Raw genomic sequence first — 17,541 nt, forward strand, 5'->3', positions numbered from 1 at the left:
CGCGTCACCGAGTGCCGCGCGGGGGTTTGGCGCCGCATTCCCGACCGCTCGCTGGGGGTGCCGCCCGGGCGGGCGGGGGCCCCCGGCCCCCCGGGCCCCCCCCCCCGGGGGGGGGGGGCCGCGCCGCCGCTCACTGTTGTGCTGGCGAAGCTGGAAACTGCTGGAGCCAGTGGACGAGGGCAGCTACTTCAACCTGGGGAAGTTCGCGGTCGGCCCTCTCCACGGCGGCGCGTAGGACGGGCACCAGGGCCTGTAGGGCCAGCCACACGTCCTCGCCGACGTACTTGTGGCTCTTGGGAGCCCCAGCTGCCGTGCGCAGCTGCTCCTCGATCTGCGGAGCCATCTTGCGGATCTTCGCGAGGGACCGCGAAAGGTCGGCCGGGGTCGGTGCGGTTGGTTCCTGGCGCGGAAGCGGCAGGCGCCGCCGTACCACGTGGCTGTAGCGGGCGGCGTAGCCGAGCATGACCGCCGGCGGGCGGCGACGGTAGTTGGCGAAGCGCCCGTCGCCGGGATCACGCTGGCTCTCCCGCTTGTTGCACGGGTGGCACAGAAAGCCCCTGGCCTGGTCGGTCTGGTGGTCGTGGTCCAGGACGAGGGATTCGGAAGCCGTCCCGCCCATCCGGCCGTGGCGCCCGCAGATCGCGCAGCGGTCCTGCTGCCAGGTGAAGAGGCTCGCCTCCATGCTGAACGGCGCTGAGTCGAGAGCGGCTGCGGGCAGCGGCCAGAACCAGCACGCGGGGGCCAGGTGTGGGAGCCACCGGTCCACCAGCCTCTGGGCCCCTTCCAGTATCTGCTGTACGGCACCGAGCTCCTCCGGCTCCAGGTGACGCAGACAGGCGGGCACGCCGGGAAGAGTTCCGTACCTGCACGGTCGTCGGTCGCCGTCCCGGCCGCTGTTCCAACTGCCTCGGCAACGTCCGGCGCGGCGGCGCTCAACCACGCGCTGAGCTTGGAGTACCTGTTCAACGAGGAGCGGCGTCATGAGGCGGGCCATCCTCGGAGCCCGTAAGCCTCGCCCGCTGAAGTCGACCTGAACGCCGACGGCTTGGGGGCGGATCGTCGCATGGGACATAGCGGCACCGTAGGGGACCTACTGGCAGCTGCGCTTGGGTCTGGTGGTTACTCCGCGAAAGATCTTGTGGTGCCCTCTTGCCTCCTCCCGGTGTATGAGATTCAATACATGTATTGAATCTCATACACCGGGAGGAACCCACTGTGTTAGTCACCCTCGTCACCGCCGCACTCGCCATCGTCGGCACTCTGCTCGGCTCGATCGTCAGCGGCCGCTTCCAGGAGCGCGCCGCGGAGCGGTCCGTCCGCGTGAGCCACGGCGAGGCGATCCGCCGTGACCGCCTGGAGGCCGTCACCGCCCTCGCCTGCGCCATCAGCGACCACCGCAGGGCGATGTGGATGCGCGGCGACGCCGTCCTCAAGCAGGACGGCTCCGAGCGGATCGAGGCCCTGCGCGGCGAGAGCCACATGACCCGGTCCGCCGTCACCCGCCCGCTGGTCGCGCTGCGGGTGCTCATCAAGGACCAGGCGGTGCGCGCCGCGGCGGACGAGATGGTCACGCTGACGTACGCGCTGCGCGACGCCTACGCCACCACCGAGGCCCTGACCGCCGCCCGCGAGGCCGCGAAGGTCGCCCACGACTCCTTCGTCGACGTCGCCGCCGGCTACCTCAGCCGGACCGCCTGAACCCGACCAGCCGAGACAGGAGCCCGTCATGGAGCGCACGTCCACGGAGATCGTGAAGGCCGCCGCCATCACCGCCATCGAGACCCCCGCCGACCGGGGCGCCGTCGACAGCGAGCTCGCGTACCTGGCCTCGGCCTCGGCCGCGGCCGCCGCGCTCGGGCTGCTCGCCGACGCCATCAAGCGGGGCACCGCCGACCGCGAGAGCGTCGTCCAGGCCCTGAAGGAGGCGGCCGTCCACGAGCGCTTCGCCGACGTCCTGGCGGCCGCCTCCGAGGACGTCATGGACGAGACCGAGGACCCGTTCGACTTCGACGCCCGGCTGGACGCCGACAACCTCTCCGGCGCGGCCTCTCAGGTCCGCGACCTCTTCTGCTGGCTGTAGACCCACCCGCCGGCCCCGCCCGACACCCACGAAGGAGACAGCGTGTTCACCGGAACCGCCGAAGAACTTCGCGCCCGCCAGGCGCAGGCCCGCGAGCTCGCGGAGCAGGCCGCCGCGCTGCTGGACCAGATCGACGCCCTGGGCCTGGGCGCGGGCGGCGGGCAGCTGCACACCCCCGGCGGCATCATCCGTAACCGGCCCGGCCAGGGCTGGACCGTCGCCGACCGCTGACCGATCCACCCGAGGAAGGAGACCGCGGTGAGTACCGATCCCGCGTCCGACAACCACCGCCAGGAGCACCTCCTGGTCCCGCTCGCCGCCGAGGACGTCGCCGCGCTCGGCAGCGACGGCGAGCAGCTGGCCGCGCTGCTCGCCGCCGCGCTGCACGGCCTGGCCCGGCTGCGCACCGGCCGCGCGACCACTGCCGAGCTCGCGGCCGCCATCGAGAACACCACCGGCCTGCTGGAGCGGCTGGAGGCCGTACGGGACGCCGCCGTACGCCAGGACGCGGCCCGGGACGTCTCCATCTCCCACAGCGACCTCGCGGCCGCCATGCACCTGAAGAGCCGGGCCACCGCCCAGACCCGGCGCCGCACCCTGCTGCAGACGACGCCGGGCGAGCTGGAGCGGTGGGCCACCGGCACCACCGGCTGACCCCGATGCAGCGGCCCCTTGCAGCAGACGAACGCCCGTTTGCTGCAAGGGGCCGCTACCCGTGCAGCACCCGTGTCCCGCCCGGGGCCGGCCTCGAAATGTCATCGCTCTCCGGCACCACAGAACACCACCACCCACCCACCGAGCAGCAACCCACGGCCCACGAGCAGCACCAGGTGCTACCCGGTGGCAGCACACACAACAGCGCCCCGGACCTTCGCGGTCCGGGGCGCTGCTATCGGTGCTCGGGAGGCCCCTACGCCTCAACGTAAGCGACGATCGTGATCGTCCGCAGGGCCGTCACGAAGTAGATGACCCGCACACCGTCGATCTCGTCCGCGTAGTCACGCAGCAGGGTGCCAGGCACCGCCGTGCCCAACTCGGGGTTGACGCTGATCGCGACGATCGCGCGGTCCAGGCGGTGCGTCTCGGACGCGGTGAGCTTGGACAGCTGGGTGAGCGCGGGCTCCACCGTGATCACGCGCGAGCGGCGCGGGCCGTGCTCAGGCGACACGGGGCTGCTCGTCAGCAAGACGGGCGAGGTGCGCGTCGCGGGCCGTCTCCCACGGCACCCCGGACTCGGGCGAGGGGTAGCCGTTGGCGGCGATGTCCTCCAGCACCGAGGCGAGGACGTCGACCTTCGCGCGCTGGTCGGCCGCGTACGCGCGGACCGATTCGGCGGCGTGCTCATCGAGGGGCTGGCGTTCGGGCGCGGTGGCCGGCTGCTGGCTCATCCAGGGCTCCTGGGCTTCTCTCTGGGGTGTGTCACCACGGTAGCGCCGGGCCGGGCACCCGGGCCCCAGTACGGACGAACCGGGGGCCGACGCCGCACGGCTATGGGCGATTGGAGCGCCGGCACTCCCAGCCAGAGACTGCCCGGTGTCACTTTGACCGGTGGCGTTCAGCTGCCCTGGAGGACCTCGTTGCGCAGTCCGTGCAGCAGAGTCAGGGCGCCGGAGTCATCAGCGTCGGTGAACGCGTGGACCGCACCAAGGACCGAGATGCCGATCCGCTTGGCCGTGGCCAGGTCGTCGCCGACCAAAGCCGCCTGCTGGCGCAGGGCCTCGGCCAAGAGGAAGGTGAGGCGGGCCTGCGGGTCGGCGTTCAGCTCCGCGACCAGCCGACTGGATTCTTCGCTGTCCGTGCTCGCGGTGATGCCGAACGCCGCGACCAGGATCCGCTCCAGCGTGTGTCTCCCGTACGCGGCCAGGAGTGCCGGCAGTGGCCGCTCTCCCTCGCTACCCGTTCTCAGGACTGCGAGGCCCGCGTCGTTGTTGCCGACGATGGCCTCCAGTGCCGCCAGGGCTCGCAGTTGGTCATCGTCAGTCAGCTCGATCGCCATGGCACCGCAGGGTAGGCCAGCGCCGAAAACGTGCTGCGGTGTTCGCCTCTAAACCACCCATGAGCGTCTGGTACCTGGCAGTTCCTGATCAAAATGACACCGGACAGACGCCTCGGACGCGGTGACGCTCTGTTTACTCGTATGTGCGCGTCACGCTCGATCTTAAGTGTCACGCTCCCCACCGGAATCGCCCTCCAGAGGGGGTTTGTCCCGTGCCATCGAACCTGGACCGTTTGCCACTGAAGTTGGACGACCGGTGGTTCCGTGACAGCGAAGTTGGGCCGGGCGGGTGCCCCCTGAACGATCGCTACGCCAGATTCCCGGCTTCCGTCCCGGGCTCTTGGCCCGTGCCAGGCGCGACATCTACAGCAAGGAGCGCGACGGCGATGCGATCGGTCTTACGCCGACGCTCCGGATGACGTCCGAGATGCTCACGCGCGGCGGCCAGGGTCTCGGCCGAGGGGACGGCACTGCGGCCGAGCAGGCGCTGCACCATCTCTTCCTGCCCGAACCCGACCGCCCAGTCCAGGGCGGTCCTGTCCTTCATCACCGCGTTGATGTCCACCCCACGGTCCAGCAGCAGGTCGACTGTTTGCGGGTGTCCCTCGTCGCCGGTCGTGGCTGCCAGCACCAGCGGCACGTAGCCCAGCCGGCCCTGGGCTCCGGTACGGGCACCGGCATCGAGAAGAACCCCGACAACCGCCGTGTGCCCCCGGCTCACCGCCAGGCACAGCGGCGTCGACTCCTGGTACTCACCCGCCCGCTGCTCCAGATCAGCCCCCGCTCCGACGAGTCGGCGGACAACATCGGCATGCCCCTGCTCCACCGCCCGGTCCAGCGCCGTACGCCCGTCACGGTTCGGCGTATCCACCACGGCACCCTGCTCCAGCAGCCGGGCCACCTCGATCATGTCACCGTCGCCCGCCGACCTCACCAGTTGATCCGCGATGTCCATACCTCGATCATTCCGGACCTCCTGACCGGGGAACACCAGGGTCGTCCAACTTCATTGGCAAACGGTCCAGGTTCGATGGCACAGGACAGGGTTCACCGACTCAAAATTCAGATATACGGGTATATGCCCGGCGTGGCTTGGAGAGTAGCGTGACACCTGAGCCGAAGGAGCGTGACGGCTACTCTGCGTCGACATCACGGCCGTCCGGACCGGTGGCTGCACTCCCAGCAGTCGGCGCAGCCGCCGCACTCCTGGCACCACGCCTTCGGGGTGCGCGGGCAGTTGCACACGGGGTTGTAGTCGGGGTCGTCGTCGCCGGGGTAGAGGCTCTCGCCGAAGGGCGGCTCGGTCCAGGCGATGACCCGGCCGTCGGCGAGCAGGTCCTCGTAGTGGTGGCCGATCTGGCTGTGCTCGCTCCAGGTGGCCACGACCACCTCGTCCGCCGCGCTCACGCCGTGCCGCCCTTCATCGCCACCGCGGTCTCCAGCCACGCGGCGAGCGCGGTCGTGGCGTCCGGGTCAGCCTGGGCGAGACGGCCGACGAACTCGAGGCCGCCGTCGACCGGGGCGCCGGTGCGGGCGAGAGCGGCGAGCAGCGCGGCGCGGGCGCGCACCGAGGCGGGCAGGGAGCCGACGGCGGCCGCGCGGGCGGCCGGGTCGGCGTAGTGGCCGGTGCGGTCGGCGAGGGCGTGGGCGAACCAGTCGTCGACCGCCGAGACGCGGTCGTCGTAGTCGTCCAGGAGGGTGCGGGCGGCTTCGTCGCCCGGCCGGCTCGCCACGGTCCGGTCGAGTCGGCCGGCCCCGGCGAGGTCGAGCAGTTCGTCCGCCCTGCTGGCGAGCTGCTGCTGCTCCTGGCGGCGCTGCTGCTCGGCTTCCTCGCGGCGCCAGTCTTCGGCGAGCTCCTCCTGGACGACGACGTCGGCGTCCGGGTCGTACGGGCCGCCGGTCGCGGCGAGCAGCTGCACGACGCGCTGCCACTCCGCGAGCTCTGCGGCGCGACGGCCGCCGTCGTCGAAGGCGGATTCGTCGCGGCGGTCCAGGTGCGCCTGCTGCTCCGCTACTTCGAGCCCGGCCACCGCCTCGCTGTGCGTCATGCCCCGCGCGCGACGGCGTACCGAGGACCGGCCGACCTTCGCATAGTCGATCGGCGTGCGCGGGGCGCTGGCGCGGCCGCGGGCCTCGGGGACACGGCGCGGCCGCCACCCGTCGGACGTGTTCATCAGGACTCGCTTTCAGCTCGGATACGGAAATGAGGGACCGGCCGGTAATGCGGATCGATGGGCTGTTCAGACAGGTCTACAGCACGCCCGAATTCCGCGCTGCTAGAACGTGATGTTCAACCATTCCACGTCCGCGAATTTCACCTCCAGGCCCGCGCGGCCGCCACCGCCTTGACGGAAATAGGCGTCCGCGATGGCCTCCGCGACCGCTTCTTGCAGATCGCTCTCCGTCGCACCTTCCTCCTGCGCAGCGGTGATGGCGGCCGCGTGGGAGGGGCTGACGGCGACCGTGATGTCCCGTACGCGTCCCGCGTCCGAGGTGCCCTCCGGACCGAGTCCGAAGTACGCCCGGCAGGAGATGACCAGCCCGCCCGAGGACGCCGCGCGCTGCCTTGCCTGCGCTCTGACCTGCGGTTGCCACTCCGACTCGGTCTCCTGCACCAGCGCCTCCTTCAGGCGCTTGTTCGGCTTGGTGGATGCGCCCGAGAGGTAGCGCTGCACCGTCTTGAGGGAGACGCCCAGCCGCTCCGCCGTGCGCTTGGTGGAGCCCTTCTCCCGCGTGCGAAGGAATTTCATCTGCGCTCGTGCGGATTTCGGCGCGGGGCGGGTGAACAGGGCCCGCTCCGCGCGGGCGAGGCCGTCCAGGATCTTGGCGCGGGTCCGGGCCGCGCGCAGTACGTCGTCAGCAGTCATGTGATCATCAGGCCCGACCGGGCCTGTGGACAGAGGCCGACGGTGGGGCGCCGTACGGCCGGTCTCCACCCCTGCGGGTGACGCGCCCTGGTGGGTGCCGGCGCCGGGCCGCTACGTTCCCCTGGACTTGATGATCGAGGGGGAGGGCCAAGGGATGAGCGAGCGCCGCGCGTTACGGGAGCTGCGGGTCTTGATGTGGGTGGTCATCGCGATCGAGGTGCCGGTGTACCTGGTGTGGCTGGTCGAGGTCGGCTACCTGACCGGGCAGGAGCTGCCCCGCGGAGACGTCGCGCGGTGGGCGCCGCCGGTGCTGCTGCCGCCGGCGGCCGTGCTGTTCTGCGTGATGGCGGGCTGGACCTGGTGGCTGAGCGTGGTGGCCGGCACCCGGTCGGCGCTGCGGGAGCGGTGGATCGTCGCTTCGCTGGTGTTCGTCGCCGCCTTCTCCGTGTTCTGTGGGGTGGCCTCGGTCGACGACCCGTCGGTGTCGGTGGGTCTGCTGAGCGCCGTCGTGACCGGGCTCGGCATGACGGGGCTGTTCTTCATCCCGGCCGCCGCCTCCCGCGAGCTGCCCGACGTCATCCGGCGGCGCTCCCGTCGTACGGCGGCCGCGCCCGGCGAGGCGGACCCGGGCCCCCAGTAGGTCCGCCGTCGGATTGCCCAGGGCGCCGCACGGTGGGCATGCTGCGCGTTCCGCGAGGAGAAGGGGAGAGCGTGTCCGAAGACGACCACAGCGGCGGAAGCGTCGCTCAGGAAGGCCGTGGAGCAGATGTGCGGCGACGGGGGCGGGCGACGGTGGCGAAGCCGCTCAGGAGGCCGTCCAGGCGCTTGCTGACGGCTCTGGGAAGGCATGGACGCCCGAGCAGGAGACGCAGATCAGAGCCATGGTGGAGCAGATTCGCAAGCTGCGGGATCTGAACCGGCCGGGCGGTGGCTGGTGGAGTCGGCGCCGGGAGTGGAGAGCCCGGGAGCGGCTGGTCGACATGATGATGGCCAGCGGCCCGGAGCTCCTGAACGAGGCGGAACTGCGGCACTGGAGGAGCCACGCGATGGTGGAGCTGCTGCTGAAGTTCATGGACACCGCGATGAAGAAGGACGACGCGGTGGAGACGCTCGCCCGGATCGAGGCGCTGAACGCCGTGACGTACGAGGACTACCAGCAGGCCAAGAAGACGCTCGTCGAAGAGAAGTCGGCCGTCGGCTGACCCGGCGACAGCATGGGAGGGGCCCCGAACCGGCGCGCGGTTCGGGGCCCTGCCGTGGCGGGTGATCATAGCTCGATGCCGAGCTGCTCCACGTCGGTGAACTCCACCCCCAGGCCGTGGGCCCTGCTGTTGTTGGCGCGGAAGTACATCCGGGCCAGGCCGTCGGCGGCGATCTGCCGTAGCTGGCCCCGTTCGCGCCCCTGCTGCCCCTGCGGCTCAGCGCGCTCTCGGGACGCGTAACTTCCGTACGTCACCGACTCCTGTGCAGTTGGTCTTGCCTTCCTTGTAGAGCTCCTTGATGGCTGCGCGGACGTGCATCTCCCGGGCTTCGCCGATCACCCCGGCCAGGACCTCGCCCTGGTGGTCGCCCACGACGAAACTGCCGTGCTTGTGAAGGAGGTTCTCCAGGTTGCTGCGGATCGCCTTGATCCATCCGAGGCGGCGGACCTCTTCCTCCTCGTCGAAGGTGTCAGCCGGGCTGAAGAGCATGTCGGCGGCGTCCGGTGGGAGGCAGGCGCGGCGCCATTCCACCTGGGCGAGGCTGGCTGCTTCTCCGAAGAGCCAGAGGCCATCCCTGTGACGGGTGAAGAGGACCAGGTTATAGGCGACCTGGAGGTTCGCCCGGTTGCGAACCTCTACGGTGTAGGCGCCGGCACCGACGAATTGACCGACCCGTCGGGCGAAACCGCGGGTGATGCGGTCGACGGCCTCACTGTTGTTAGCGGAATCGAGGAACTCCTGCTGCCACCAGTCTCCGCCACAGGCATCGTCCAGCGCCTTGAGGGTCGCCGGTTTCCCGGGGGTGTCTTTCTTGCTGGTGAGCAGGCCACCGATGCGGCGTACGGCGTTGGCGTTGAAGTTCAAGAGGATCTCGGTGGGCTGGCCCCCTGCGCGACGACTCCCGAAGATCTTCTGCGTAAGGGCTTCAAAGGTAATACCGAGCCCAAAAGGGTCGAGGAAGGCGAACAGCGGTGACCCCTGAGCCGCTTCCAGGACGTGATCCAGGTGCCTTTCGGCACGGCCCTGCAGCGCGTGGGCCAAGAGTCCCTGCTCGCGGGCTTCTGTGACGAGCGCCGACAGGGACTGGTAGTTCTTGCGGTTCTTCTCGATGAAGTAGCAGTCGAGCTTGCGGAAGTCCGAGATGGCAGCGGCGGACTCGAGGATGAGGGCTGGTGACCCGGAGGTGCCGTCGTCGTACCGGCCGGGGCCGGCATAGCCGTCCAGGTAGACGACCCGGCCGTCCGGGGCCCATTTGCCGACCTTGCTGGCGAAGGGGACCACGTACTTGTCCAGGAGCGCGTGCTTGAGTACGGCTGCGGCCTTCTTACTGACGAAGAAAGGGCTGGCGACGTCGGTGGCGTGTTCACCGGCGGTCTCACCACTCAGGTCGAGTACGGCGTTGTTGAGCACCGCTTCATCGGGTTCTTCCAAGATTTCCGCCCCCCATCTCAGAATGTCTGGGACAAGTTTGCGGCGGGTGAACCCGGTGTGTATCGGTATTGCCGAAACTGGATCACGCGGCTCAGACAGCTGCAGGGATCGGCATCTGGTCCCAGGTCCGCCCGTCCAGGGAACGTCCGCCAGCCTTGGGTGTGTGCCCGCCCCACTGCTTGAAGAAGAACGCGACCTGCTCCTCCATACACCGATCGCGGATTTGGGCGGCCCAGGTGGGGTCCATCAGACGGTGGCGAGGTCCTGACTCTCCACCAGCGATCACCCAGTGGATGCCGTCAAGCCGCAAGCCGTCGAGCGGGCCCAGCAGAGGCTCACAGGAGAGGAACCGGACCGCGGCAGGCACCTGACGCAGGTCGTCGACTCTCGGAAGCTCCTTCGCGGTCTCCACCGACACACCCATCCACACGTTGGCCGGCCACTCCAGGCGGTCCGCGACCTGCCGCAGCCGGCGGGCCCGCTTGGTGAGGACCTGATAGGTGTGCTGTGGGGTGTCCGCCATGACCTCGAAGACACGGCGTACAAAGTCCAGCGGCACCCGGGCGTGAAAGAGGTCCGACATGGAGTTCACGAACACCGTACGCGGGCTCTTCCACCCGTACGGAACGTTCAGGGCATCCGGATGAACCGTGAGGTCGAAGCCGGGCCCTGAGGTCCGCGGATCACCGTCGTTCTGGTACTTGGCCGCTCCCATCGCCTTCAACCGCTTCGCCAAGGTCAGGGCATAGCAGTTGTCGCAACCCGATGAGACGCGGTCACAGCCCGTCGTCGGGTTCCAGGTCGCCTCGGTCCACTCAATCGAACTCCGGTCACTCACCGGTTGCCTCCTGTCTGGCCGCGCCCCAGCAACGGCGGGCAAAAAACGTCACGGCAGCACGGCACCTGCCATCCAACCACCCTTACGAACCTGCTTCTTGGCCAAAGTTCCTTTCTGGAGTTGAACAGCTGTGACTGAGCGCTTCGGATGGCGAGTGAGTGCCAGCGCGGAGGCCGGTAGTTGCCTCTACGCCTTCTGGCCGGCGGCGCCGTGCTCATGGACCGCAGCGTCGAGCATCCCGAGAAGACGGAGTAGCAGGTCCGCAGCGTCGTCCCGGTGCTCGGTCAGTGCCCAGGAGAGAGCTGCAATGTGTCCGGGGATCGGGGCGGCGCCCCCGGACGCGGTCTTCAGGATCCGCGCCACCTGGCCGTGGCTGACGGGCTTGCCCTCCTCGATCAGCGCGGCCAGGTCGGCCGTAGCGGTACGCAGCCAGCCGAGGCCGTCGGCCGCGGTCGCAGGGGCGGGCTTGTGTGCGGCTGGGCGAAGGGCGGCTTGGTCCAGGACCTCCAGCTTCAGCCCGGCCGCGTCGCACAGCTTCCGCGCGGTATTCCGGACGGCCTCGGCGACTGGGGTGACCGAGGCGAGCAGGTGCACGTCGGCTCCGAGCCGCTGGCTCAGGGCGACGTCGCGCCGGAGCTGGGCCTCGGTGAACTCCGAGGCTGAGGTCTTCACTTCCCCGGAGAGAACCTTCCCGTCCCAGACACCGAAGATGTCCACCTCCTCCTGGGTGCCGTCTTCGAAGGTGACGTCGGTGCCGGGGAGGAAATGCGAACGGGGCTTGCGCCGGCAGAGCTCGGCGATGACGAGTAGATGGGGCAGCAGGCCGTTGTCGCTGGCCCGGTCGGTGAAGCTGTCGAGCCGGTAGTGCACGGCGGTCGGCGCGCCGCCGGACTGGTAGGCGGAAACGGCGCGGCACCCGGGGCACTGCGGGGCACTGCTGGTCTGGTCGAGCGGAACGAACGACCGGCTGGTGCATGAGGGGCAGACGCTCTCCAGCCCGCGCTCGGCCCAGCCCAGCGCACACAGCCGTTCCAGCGCCGCCGCCTGGTCTTCCGCCTTGACGTTCGGCAGCTTGTCGGCGGGCAGGTAGCGGCGCTCGGACCGGCCGCCCCATGTCGCGGCCAACTCGGCGAGGTCGGCGTCCGGATCGCCGTCAGCGCGAAGCTCCTTCAGCCGTTTCAACAGTTCCTTGGACCGTGGCGTAGTCAGGGCGATGGCCGCCTCGTAGACACCGGGGTCGAGAAGCGCGGAGCTGTCGGCGTTCTCGGTCAGGGCCGTTCCCAGCCGTCCTGCGGAGGACAGCTGGTGTCTGGTGGCGACATCGTCCAGAAGCCGTTCCGTGGCCTGCGGCAGCAGGGGGAACGTCATGGCAACGGTGAGCTGACGGCTCATCGGCATGACCGCAAACTGCAGCTTGTCGTCCCGCCACTGGGCATCGGGGTGGATGAGCCGGGCGATGGACGGACGGGCTGGCAATCCGAGCAGGGGCTCGCCCCAGAACCTCACGAGGGCCCCGGCGTGCCCGTTGAAGCGGACGGGCTGCGCGAAGCGCAGGGTGCTCGGCCCGTCGGCGAAGACCTGGATGTCGAAGGACGTCGGCACGCCGTAGTGGCGTTCGAGGGTCACCCAGGCCGTGGGGCCCAGGTCCGTCCGGAAGGTGAACGGGGCGGTCCGGGCCGGGGGCGCGGGGATGCGAGCTCCGGCCTGCGGCTCCTCCTCGGTGGGCTCCAGGCCGAGCACGGAAGCGAGTTCCAGCAACTGGTCGGGCGACGCCGAGCGGCTGACGAGCGCCACGTCGGGCGCGAACTGGGCGGGGCGAGACCCGAGGAGATGGGCTACCTGCTTGGGAAAGTCAAGCCAGTGCTTGACCGCGTCGGCGCCCGGCAGCAGCAGCATAGGCATGTCGATCGTGTCCACCGGGCGCAGCGCCCTGGTGTTCCAGAAGTCGAGGCTGTCGGTGAAGCCCTCGCCCTCGACGACCCACAGGACCAGCGAGGTGTGCCCCGGGGTGGTGCTCAGGTACTCGCCGAACTGCGCGACCGTGCTCTGGATCTGGGTGTCACCCTGCAGTTGATACCGGCCGAACTCGTCCTCCCGCTCGCTCACCCTCGCGTGTTCAAGGAGGCCCGGCTCTACACAGCCGGCCACCGCCAGCTGCCAAAGCGCTCCGGTCGGGCTCGCTGCGATCGGAGCGTACGCCAGGTCCGTGAATTCCCTGACCTCGGCCGGGGAGCAGGTGAACACCACACCGCCCTTCCGCATGTCCGCAAGGGCGACGATGGGCAGCCCCAGGCTCTCCGCGACCTCCTTGGCAGCCTGAGGGTCGGCGTCGATGTTGACGAGCGCCTCGACCTTGGCAACGCGGACGGTCTGCTCGTGCAGCTGGGACAGGCCCGAAGCCTGGGCTTCGACGATGGGCTCGGTCATGCCGCCCCACCGGCTGCTGGCCTGCGTCACGGCTGTACGGAACCCGGCCACGCTGCCGCCCGCAATCAGGTAGGCCGCTCGGGAGGGGAGGACGGCTGCCTCCATGCCTGCCTGCCCCAGATATCTCCTCGAATCCACGGCGCCAAGCCTCCCATGGCCGTGGCCGGGCGCGGAATGACGGTGCCGGCACCGAGAGCCGCCCCAGGAGCGGCCTACCTGATGCCGGGCCGCAGTTTCAGCGACGCGCGGACCAGACCTCTACGCGCTCAGCTCGCCATCTCGACCGCTCACCCGCCATCTGAAGCGCTCAGTCACAGCGCTTCGGGTCCCCTGCTGTGGGCGGGTGATCACAGCTCGATGTCGAGCCGTTCCACGTCGGTGAACTCCACGCCCAGGCCGTGGGCCCTGCTGTTGTTGGCGCGGAAGTACATCCGGGCCAGACCGTCGGCCGCGATCTGCCGGAGCTGGTCCTCGGTCCTGCCCTCCTCCCGTGCGCTGAACAGCTTGTCGGCGTACTCGGGTGGCAGGGCCTGGGTGATGTCCCGGATCCGGGCGTCGTCGGTTGTGCCCCCGGCGGCTTCGAATCCGAAGCGGGCGCGGGTGGAGACGACCAGCCCGCCCGTGGACGCCGCCTTCTTCCTCGCCTTCGCGCGGATCTGCGGCTGCCACCGCTTCTTGACCTCGCGCTCCAGGCGGCCGCGCAGGTCTTGGCGGGGCCGCTTGAGCTTGCCCGAGACGTACCGTTCCACCGTGCGCTGGGAGATCCCGAGCGCCTGGGCGGCGGCCTTGGTGCCCTTGAGCTGCTTGACCAGATACTTCATCTGCGCCTGGGCGCTCTGTGGGATGCGGCGGGTGAACGCCCCCTGAAGCGCGCGGTCCAGACTGTCCCCGAGCGAGTCGACCATGACCTACTCCCCTTCTCCGGCGCTCTGGTCGGTCTTGATGAGGTTGGCGATGTTGAAGACGCCGCCGCGCTCCTCGAACTGCTGCTCTGCCCATAGGACGGTCTGGGTGCCCTGGTGCTTCACCATGCCGGGCGAGACCCCGAGCCGGAACGTGCCCGGCGTCGACTTGTCCTCGGGCGTGTGCGGCAGGACGTCCAGCGGGGAGGGGCCGGACGAGGGGTAGACGATCGCGTCGGTGCCGATGGAGACCGGGTATAGGTCGGCGGCGGCCGCCGTCTTCATCAGCTTGCGGTGCAGGCCGACCCGCTGATTCGCGAGCACGGCGGCCCGGATGTCGGGGCGCCAGGTCTCCCGCTTCAGCGCCGGGTACTCCTCGTAGTACGGCACCTGGCCCCGGCTGCGCTGGCGCAGCTTGCCGATGCCGCCCTTCGCCGTCGCCTTGATCGCGGTCTCCAGCAGCGCCATCGTCGGGTCGACCTGCTTGCGCCGTCCCATCGCGTTCAGGAACTCACTCCCCCCGAGGTCGGTGGTGACGCCCATGTCGGCCATCGTCTCCACGTACGCGTCGCGCAGCCGCTTGTACCAGGCGTCCAGATAGCGGCCCGACTGGGTGCGGACGTGCGCCTCGAGCGGCGCGACGTCGAAGCCGAGCTCCACCGCGTAGGCGACGGTGGGCGTGGCGTACCAGGCCGGTCCGGTGGGGTGGTCGCCCTTCGGCGTGAACGGGCTGGGGAGCCGGTCGCCGTCGACGGTGCGGCCGTTGATCGACACGCGGGACAGGTCGACGTGGCTCAGGTCGACCAGCCACGAGCCGGGCAGTGAGGCGTCGAACTTCGGGTTGCCGGTGAGGTGGGTGGGCCCGTTCAGCCCGACGGTGAGGCTGTTCGCGGCCGCGGCGAACGACATGTTGAGGTCGACCGCGACCAGGAACTGGTTCACGCATTCGTCGTCGGTCAGTGGCCGGCACCAGTCGTAGGGCTCCTCCATCAGCATCTCTGCCGGGGTGCGCATGTGGTGGCGGGCGAACTTGTCCTTGAGGAGCGGGTGTTCGTCGGGGACCTCGCACTCCACCACGTCGTACACGGCGGTGAGCGCGTCGTCGTTGAACGCGCGCTTGAACTCACCGGTCGCCGGGTCCTTCTCCGCGCGGGTCGGCGGGCGCAGCGCGACCATCAGCTCGAGGCCGGTCGTCGCGGTGGTGCCGCGCGGCGTCATCACCCGCGCCGCGTACAGCCCGAGGTACTGGGCGAGGTCGGCCGGGTGCATCGTCAGCAGCAGCTGTGGGTCGTCCTTCCGGCCCCACTCCCGGGTGTCCAGGGCGTTCCACGGCAGGATGCACAGCTGGACGCAGCGCCGCCTCGAGCCCTCGGGCTCGCGGAAGACGCGGGCCCACGGGCCGAACCCGCGCTGGGTGAGCTGGAGGCCGGCCTTGCCGATCTGCTTGACCACCTTGTGGCCCTCTGGCAGTCGGCTCGCGTTCCGCTCCCCCTCCGACAGGGCGGCGGGCAGGCCGAAGCGGGTCAGCGCGGCCTCGGTGAGGATGAGGATCGGGTCGGCGTCGCGGCCGTTGCGGTGCAGGCGGGCCTGACCGAGGCGGGCCTCGGTCAGCGTCCAGTCGACCAGCGCCGGGATGGACTTGGCGGGCACGTCCAGGACCAGGCCGCCGACGCAGTACGCCGACACCTGCCCGTCCTCGCAGTCGATCACCGCGAGCGGGCCGTTCTCGAAGCGCGGGTCGACGGCGCCGGCGGCCGCCGTGGTCTTCTTCGCCACTGCCTTCTTCGCACCCGGGCGCCGCGATGAGGCCGACGGCCTGGTGGTGCTGCTCGTCTCGGTCTTCGGCCGGGACGGCGGCACGGCGGGTGCCGAGACCGGCTCCGGCTCCGGGGCCGGGCCGGTGAATGCCTCCGGGACCACGGGCGCCGGGGCAGCGGGTGCGTCGGCGGCTGGGGCGGGGTAGCGGGCGGCGAGGCCCTCGAGGAGCCGGGCGTACGCGGCACGCTTCGGCGGCCGCGGATCGGTCCGCCCGGCCTCCCAGTTCCCGACCGCTTCTCGGCGGGCTTCCAGCGCCGTGGCGATCTGCGCCTGGCTCAGGCCCGCCGCCTCCCGCAGACGCTTGCGCTCCGCAGGGCCCGGCAGGTCGTCCTGCGCAACTTGCTCGAGCAGCGCATCGACAGCGCTGAACAGCTCGTTCTCAGTGGACACAGAGGTCACCTCCAATAGACAGCATATCCGATCGCGCATTGAATCGCCCACTCAATCGCACATGAATCGCATGCATGGTTGGAGTGAAACACGGGGGCGGGTAAGCCGCGCAGCGGGTGTTCGTGCAGGTCAGAGCTGAAACGCGAGGGCGTTTCAGGCAACGCCGCGGAGTTAAGCCTTGGCGGCATCGGTCAAGCGATTGGCCGACGAGACGACCTCAGCTTTGGCGTATGACATCCACTGCTCGCGTGCAGGGGCCAAGCTGAACCGCCGCTACCCCATGGCGGCGGCCACGGTCTCCAGCAGGGGTTCGCCGGTCCGGCAACGGCATCCTGAACACTTTCTCCCCTGCCGAGACGAACGGCGTGTCGGCCGCGTGGTCGCTCCGCCTGCCGGATGGCCGTCCGGGGCCCGCCCGATCAGGTTCGGGCACCCGGGCAGGACAGTGCTTCTCGGCCTGGCGGCGTGTTTTCGCTCTTTCGCTCGCCGTGGTCCTACGGGTTGTCTTGGCTCCTACACGCACCGCATCCCCCCTGGTGGGAGGGGTGCGCATGGTGCGCAGGCATCAATTTGAAGGAGCACGCCCATGACCGAGCAGCTGCAGCCCGATGAGAGTGGCCTGGTGGTCATCCCCTCGTCCGAGGTGAAGCCCGCGGACAAAGCGGTGCTGGCGCTGGAGGAACAGGACGGGGGACCCGTGCTGACGGTCAGCTCCGGCACCGTGTTCCCCGAACAGCTCGCGGTCCTGGACGCCGAGGGGAACCTCCTCGCCACCTACGTCGCCACGCCCGTGGTCCAGCCCCAGACCCGCGGTGTCCGAGGCCTGGAATCGATCCTGAAGACCTACGACTACCCGCTCCAGTAGACAAAGCCGGCACAACATTGCGTGTGCTGCCCACCCACCAGCCGGGCAGCACACATCGGCGGCAGGCCCCAGCCGGACCACGGCCCGTCCCGGGCAGCTGCCCAAACCATCCCGGGCGGCACTCCAACATTGCGGTCGGCCGATGTGGAAGTGTCGGTTGTTCCGACACCGGAAGTGCCAGTGGTCCGTGCGCGGCCGTCGTCCGGCTCGGCGTGCGCCTGGTCGTGTTCGTCGACGGCGCCGTCGCTTCCGTACGGACCGAAGGGGCCCGTGCTGTCGGTCAGGGACGCCGCGGGTAGTGGTATCGAGGGCCATGTGGACGAGGCGGCTTCCCAGTGCGGTGCCGGCGCCGCAGACAAGGCCGCCGCAGAACAGGACGGCGGTGGTGGCCGCGCCCCAACGGAGCAGAGGCTGCGAGTTCGTCGCTGAGCTTAAGGTGAGCAAGCTCACCACGGGGAGATGGACCATACGTCCCCTACTTGGTGTCCGTCCGGATCGGGGGCGCCAGAATCGTGCGGATCAGGATCGAGGACGACGTCGATGCAGGCGACGGACTCGGACACGCGGTAACGGTGCATGTCACGCGAGGTTTCTTCGAGCTCCACCGTGTGTCCCAGGGACAGGATGGCGGCCCGAAGTTCCTCAAACGGCAGCCGAGACGCGGAACTTCCATTCCGTGACTCGGTCAACCTTCGGTGAGATGCGCTCAAGATTGTGCCCGACGG

The 17,541-nt window shown here is 69.8% G+C and carries 21 protein-coding genes; 7 read left to right on the top strand and 14 right to left on the bottom strand.

Translation table 11 applies throughout. The features are described 5' to 3' along the window. Positions 1-130 precede the first annotated feature (130 nt). A complete protein-coding gene (locus tag ACGFU6_RS32625; protein WP_393616188.1) occupies positions 131-844 on the bottom strand; it encodes an endonuclease domain-containing protein in 714 nt (237 codons plus the stop codon). 371 nt (positions 845-1,215) lie between these two features. On the opposite strand from ACGFU6_RS32625, the gene ACGFU6_RS32630 reads away from it, so the two are divergent. Genes ACGFU6_RS32630 through ACGFU6_RS32645 form a run of 4 tightly spaced genes read left to right on the top strand, consistent with a single transcriptional unit; the run spans position 1,216 to position 2,734 of the window. Then, positions 1,216-1,698: a hypothetical protein gene (locus ACGFU6_RS32630; RefSeq protein ID WP_393616189.1), complete on the top strand. Its 483-nt coding sequence runs from the start codon at positions 1,216-1,218 to the stop codon at positions 1,696-1,698. Between the two features lie 28 nt (positions 1,699-1,726). Beyond that, positions 1,727-2,080, top strand: a complete 354-nt coding sequence (locus tag ACGFU6_RS32635; RefSeq protein ID WP_393616190.1) for a hypothetical protein — start codon at positions 1,727-1,729, stop codon at positions 2,078-2,080. A gap of 42 nt (positions 2,081-2,122) precedes the next feature. Then, on the top strand, positions 2,123-2,311 hold the full coding sequence (locus ACGFU6_RS32640; protein ID WP_311314884.1) for a hypothetical protein: 189 nt from the start codon (positions 2,123-2,125) through the stop codon (positions 2,309-2,311). Positions 2,312-2,338: 27 nt separating this feature from the next. Beyond that, positions 2,339-2,734 (top strand): hypothetical protein, encoded by a 396-nt coding sequence (locus tag ACGFU6_RS32645; protein ID WP_393616191.1) that lies wholly within the window; start codon positions 2,339-2,341, stop codon positions 2,732-2,734. Positions 2,735-2,990: 256 nt separating this feature from the next. Here ACGFU6_RS32645 and ACGFU6_RS32650 read toward each other — a convergent pair whose 3' ends face one another. The 7 genes from ACGFU6_RS32650 to tpg (ACGFU6_RS32680) all read right to left on the bottom strand — a co-directional run bounded on the left by ACGFU6_RS32650 (position 2,991) and on the right by tpg (ACGFU6_RS32680) (position 6,943). Then, on the bottom strand, positions 2,991-3,248 hold the full coding sequence (locus ACGFU6_RS32650) for a hypothetical protein (RefSeq protein ID WP_393616192.1): 258 nt from the start codon (positions 3,246-3,248) through the stop codon (positions 2,991-2,993). Beyond that, positions 3,238-3,468, bottom strand: a complete 231-nt coding sequence (locus ACGFU6_RS32655) for a hypothetical protein (RefSeq protein ID WP_393616193.1) — start codon at positions 3,466-3,468, stop codon at positions 3,238-3,240. The genes ACGFU6_RS32650 and ACGFU6_RS32655 overlap by 11 nt, the downstream gene beginning before the upstream one ends. A 167-nt stretch (positions 3,469-3,635) precedes the next feature. Next, positions 3,636-4,076: a hypothetical protein gene (locus ACGFU6_RS32660; protein WP_393616194.1), complete on the bottom strand. Its 441-nt coding sequence runs from the start codon at positions 4,074-4,076 to the stop codon at positions 3,636-3,638. A 307-nt stretch (positions 4,077-4,383) separates the two neighbouring features. Beyond that, a complete protein-coding gene (locus ACGFU6_RS32665; protein ID WP_393616195.1) occupies positions 4,384-5,031 on the bottom strand; it encodes an ankyrin repeat domain-containing protein in 648 nt (215 codons plus the stop codon). Between the two features lie 194 nt (positions 5,032-5,225). Then, positions 5,226-5,483 (bottom strand): hypothetical protein, encoded by a 258-nt coding sequence (locus tag ACGFU6_RS32670; protein ID WP_393616196.1) that lies wholly within the window; start codon positions 5,481-5,483, stop codon positions 5,226-5,228. After that, positions 5,480-6,250, bottom strand: a complete 771-nt coding sequence (locus tag ACGFU6_RS32675) for a hypothetical protein (protein WP_393616197.1) — start codon at positions 6,248-6,250, stop codon at positions 5,480-5,482. Before ACGFU6_RS32675 ends, ACGFU6_RS32670 begins: the two co-directional genes overlap by 4 nt. Before the next feature lie 102 nt (positions 6,251-6,352). Then, entirely contained in the window at positions 6,353-6,943 is a 591-nt protein-coding gene (gene tpg, locus ACGFU6_RS32680; protein ID WP_393616198.1) for a telomere-protecting terminal protein Tpg, read from the bottom strand. 154 nt (positions 6,944-7,097) lie between these two features. Between tpg (ACGFU6_RS32680) and ACGFU6_RS32685 the strand changes: the two genes are divergently transcribed. Both ACGFU6_RS32685 and ACGFU6_RS32690 read left to right on the top strand, forming a co-directional pair. Continuing rightward, positions 7,098-7,583 carry a hypothetical protein gene (locus tag ACGFU6_RS32685; RefSeq protein WP_393616199.1) on the top strand — a complete coding sequence of 162 codons (486 nt, stop codon included), beginning with the start codon at positions 7,098-7,100 and terminating at the stop codon, positions 7,581-7,583. A gap of 241 nt (positions 7,584-7,824) precedes the next feature. Beyond that, complete coding sequence (locus ACGFU6_RS32690) at positions 7,825-8,145, top strand: hypothetical protein (RefSeq protein WP_393616200.1); 321 nt, start codon at positions 7,825-7,827, stop codon at positions 8,143-8,145. 65 nt (positions 8,146-8,210) lie between these two features. On the opposite strand, the gene ACGFU6_RS32695 is transcribed toward ACGFU6_RS32690, so the two are convergent. The 6 genes from ACGFU6_RS32695 to tap all read right to left on the bottom strand — a co-directional run bounded on the left by ACGFU6_RS32695 (position 8,211) and on the right by tap (position 15,951). Then, on the bottom strand, positions 8,211-8,399 hold the full coding sequence (locus tag ACGFU6_RS32695) for a hypothetical protein (protein ID WP_393616201.1): 189 nt from the start codon (positions 8,397-8,399) through the stop codon (positions 8,211-8,213). After that, positions 8,362-9,576: a three-Cys-motif partner protein TcmP gene (gene tcmP / locus ACGFU6_RS32700; protein ID WP_393616202.1), complete on the bottom strand. Its 1,215-nt coding sequence runs from the start codon at positions 9,574-9,576 to the stop codon at positions 8,362-8,364. Before tcmP ends, ACGFU6_RS32695 begins: the two co-directional genes overlap by 38 nt. A 91-nt stretch (positions 9,577-9,667) precedes the next feature. Further along, positions 9,668-10,414 carry a DUF5131 family protein gene (locus tag ACGFU6_RS32705; RefSeq protein ID WP_393616203.1) on the bottom strand — a complete coding sequence of 249 codons (747 nt, stop codon included), beginning with the start codon at positions 10,412-10,414 and terminating at the stop codon, positions 9,668-9,670. A gap of 186 nt (positions 10,415-10,600) precedes the next feature. Then, positions 10,601-12,841, bottom strand: coding sequence for a hypothetical protein (locus tag ACGFU6_RS32710; RefSeq protein WP_393616204.1), 2,241 nt, complete (start codon positions 12,839-12,841; stop codon positions 10,601-10,603). A gap of 347 nt (positions 12,842-13,188) precedes the next feature. Beyond that, a complete protein-coding gene (gene tpg / locus ACGFU6_RS32715; protein ID WP_393616205.1) occupies positions 13,189-13,746 on the bottom strand; it encodes a telomere-protecting terminal protein Tpg in 558 nt (185 codons plus the stop codon). Between the two features lie 3 nt (positions 13,747-13,749). Next, positions 13,750-15,951 carry a telomere-associated protein Tap gene (gene tap / locus ACGFU6_RS32720; RefSeq protein WP_393616206.1) on the bottom strand — a complete coding sequence of 734 codons (2,202 nt, stop codon included), beginning with the start codon at positions 15,949-15,951 and terminating at the stop codon, positions 13,750-13,752. 586 nt (positions 15,952-16,537) lie between these two features. Here tap and ACGFU6_RS32725 point away from each other — a divergent pair. Further along, positions 16,538-16,816 carry a hypothetical protein gene (locus tag ACGFU6_RS32725; RefSeq protein ID WP_393341327.1) on the top strand — a complete coding sequence of 93 codons (279 nt, stop codon included), beginning with the start codon at positions 16,538-16,540 and terminating at the stop codon, positions 16,814-16,816. Positions 16,817-17,541 lie beyond the last annotated feature (725 nt).

The sequence above is a fragment of the Streptomyces sp. NPDC048462 genome (genome assembly GCF_043200175.1).
GTDB lineage: Bacteria > Actinomycetota > Actinomycetes > Streptomycetales > Streptomycetaceae > Streptomyces.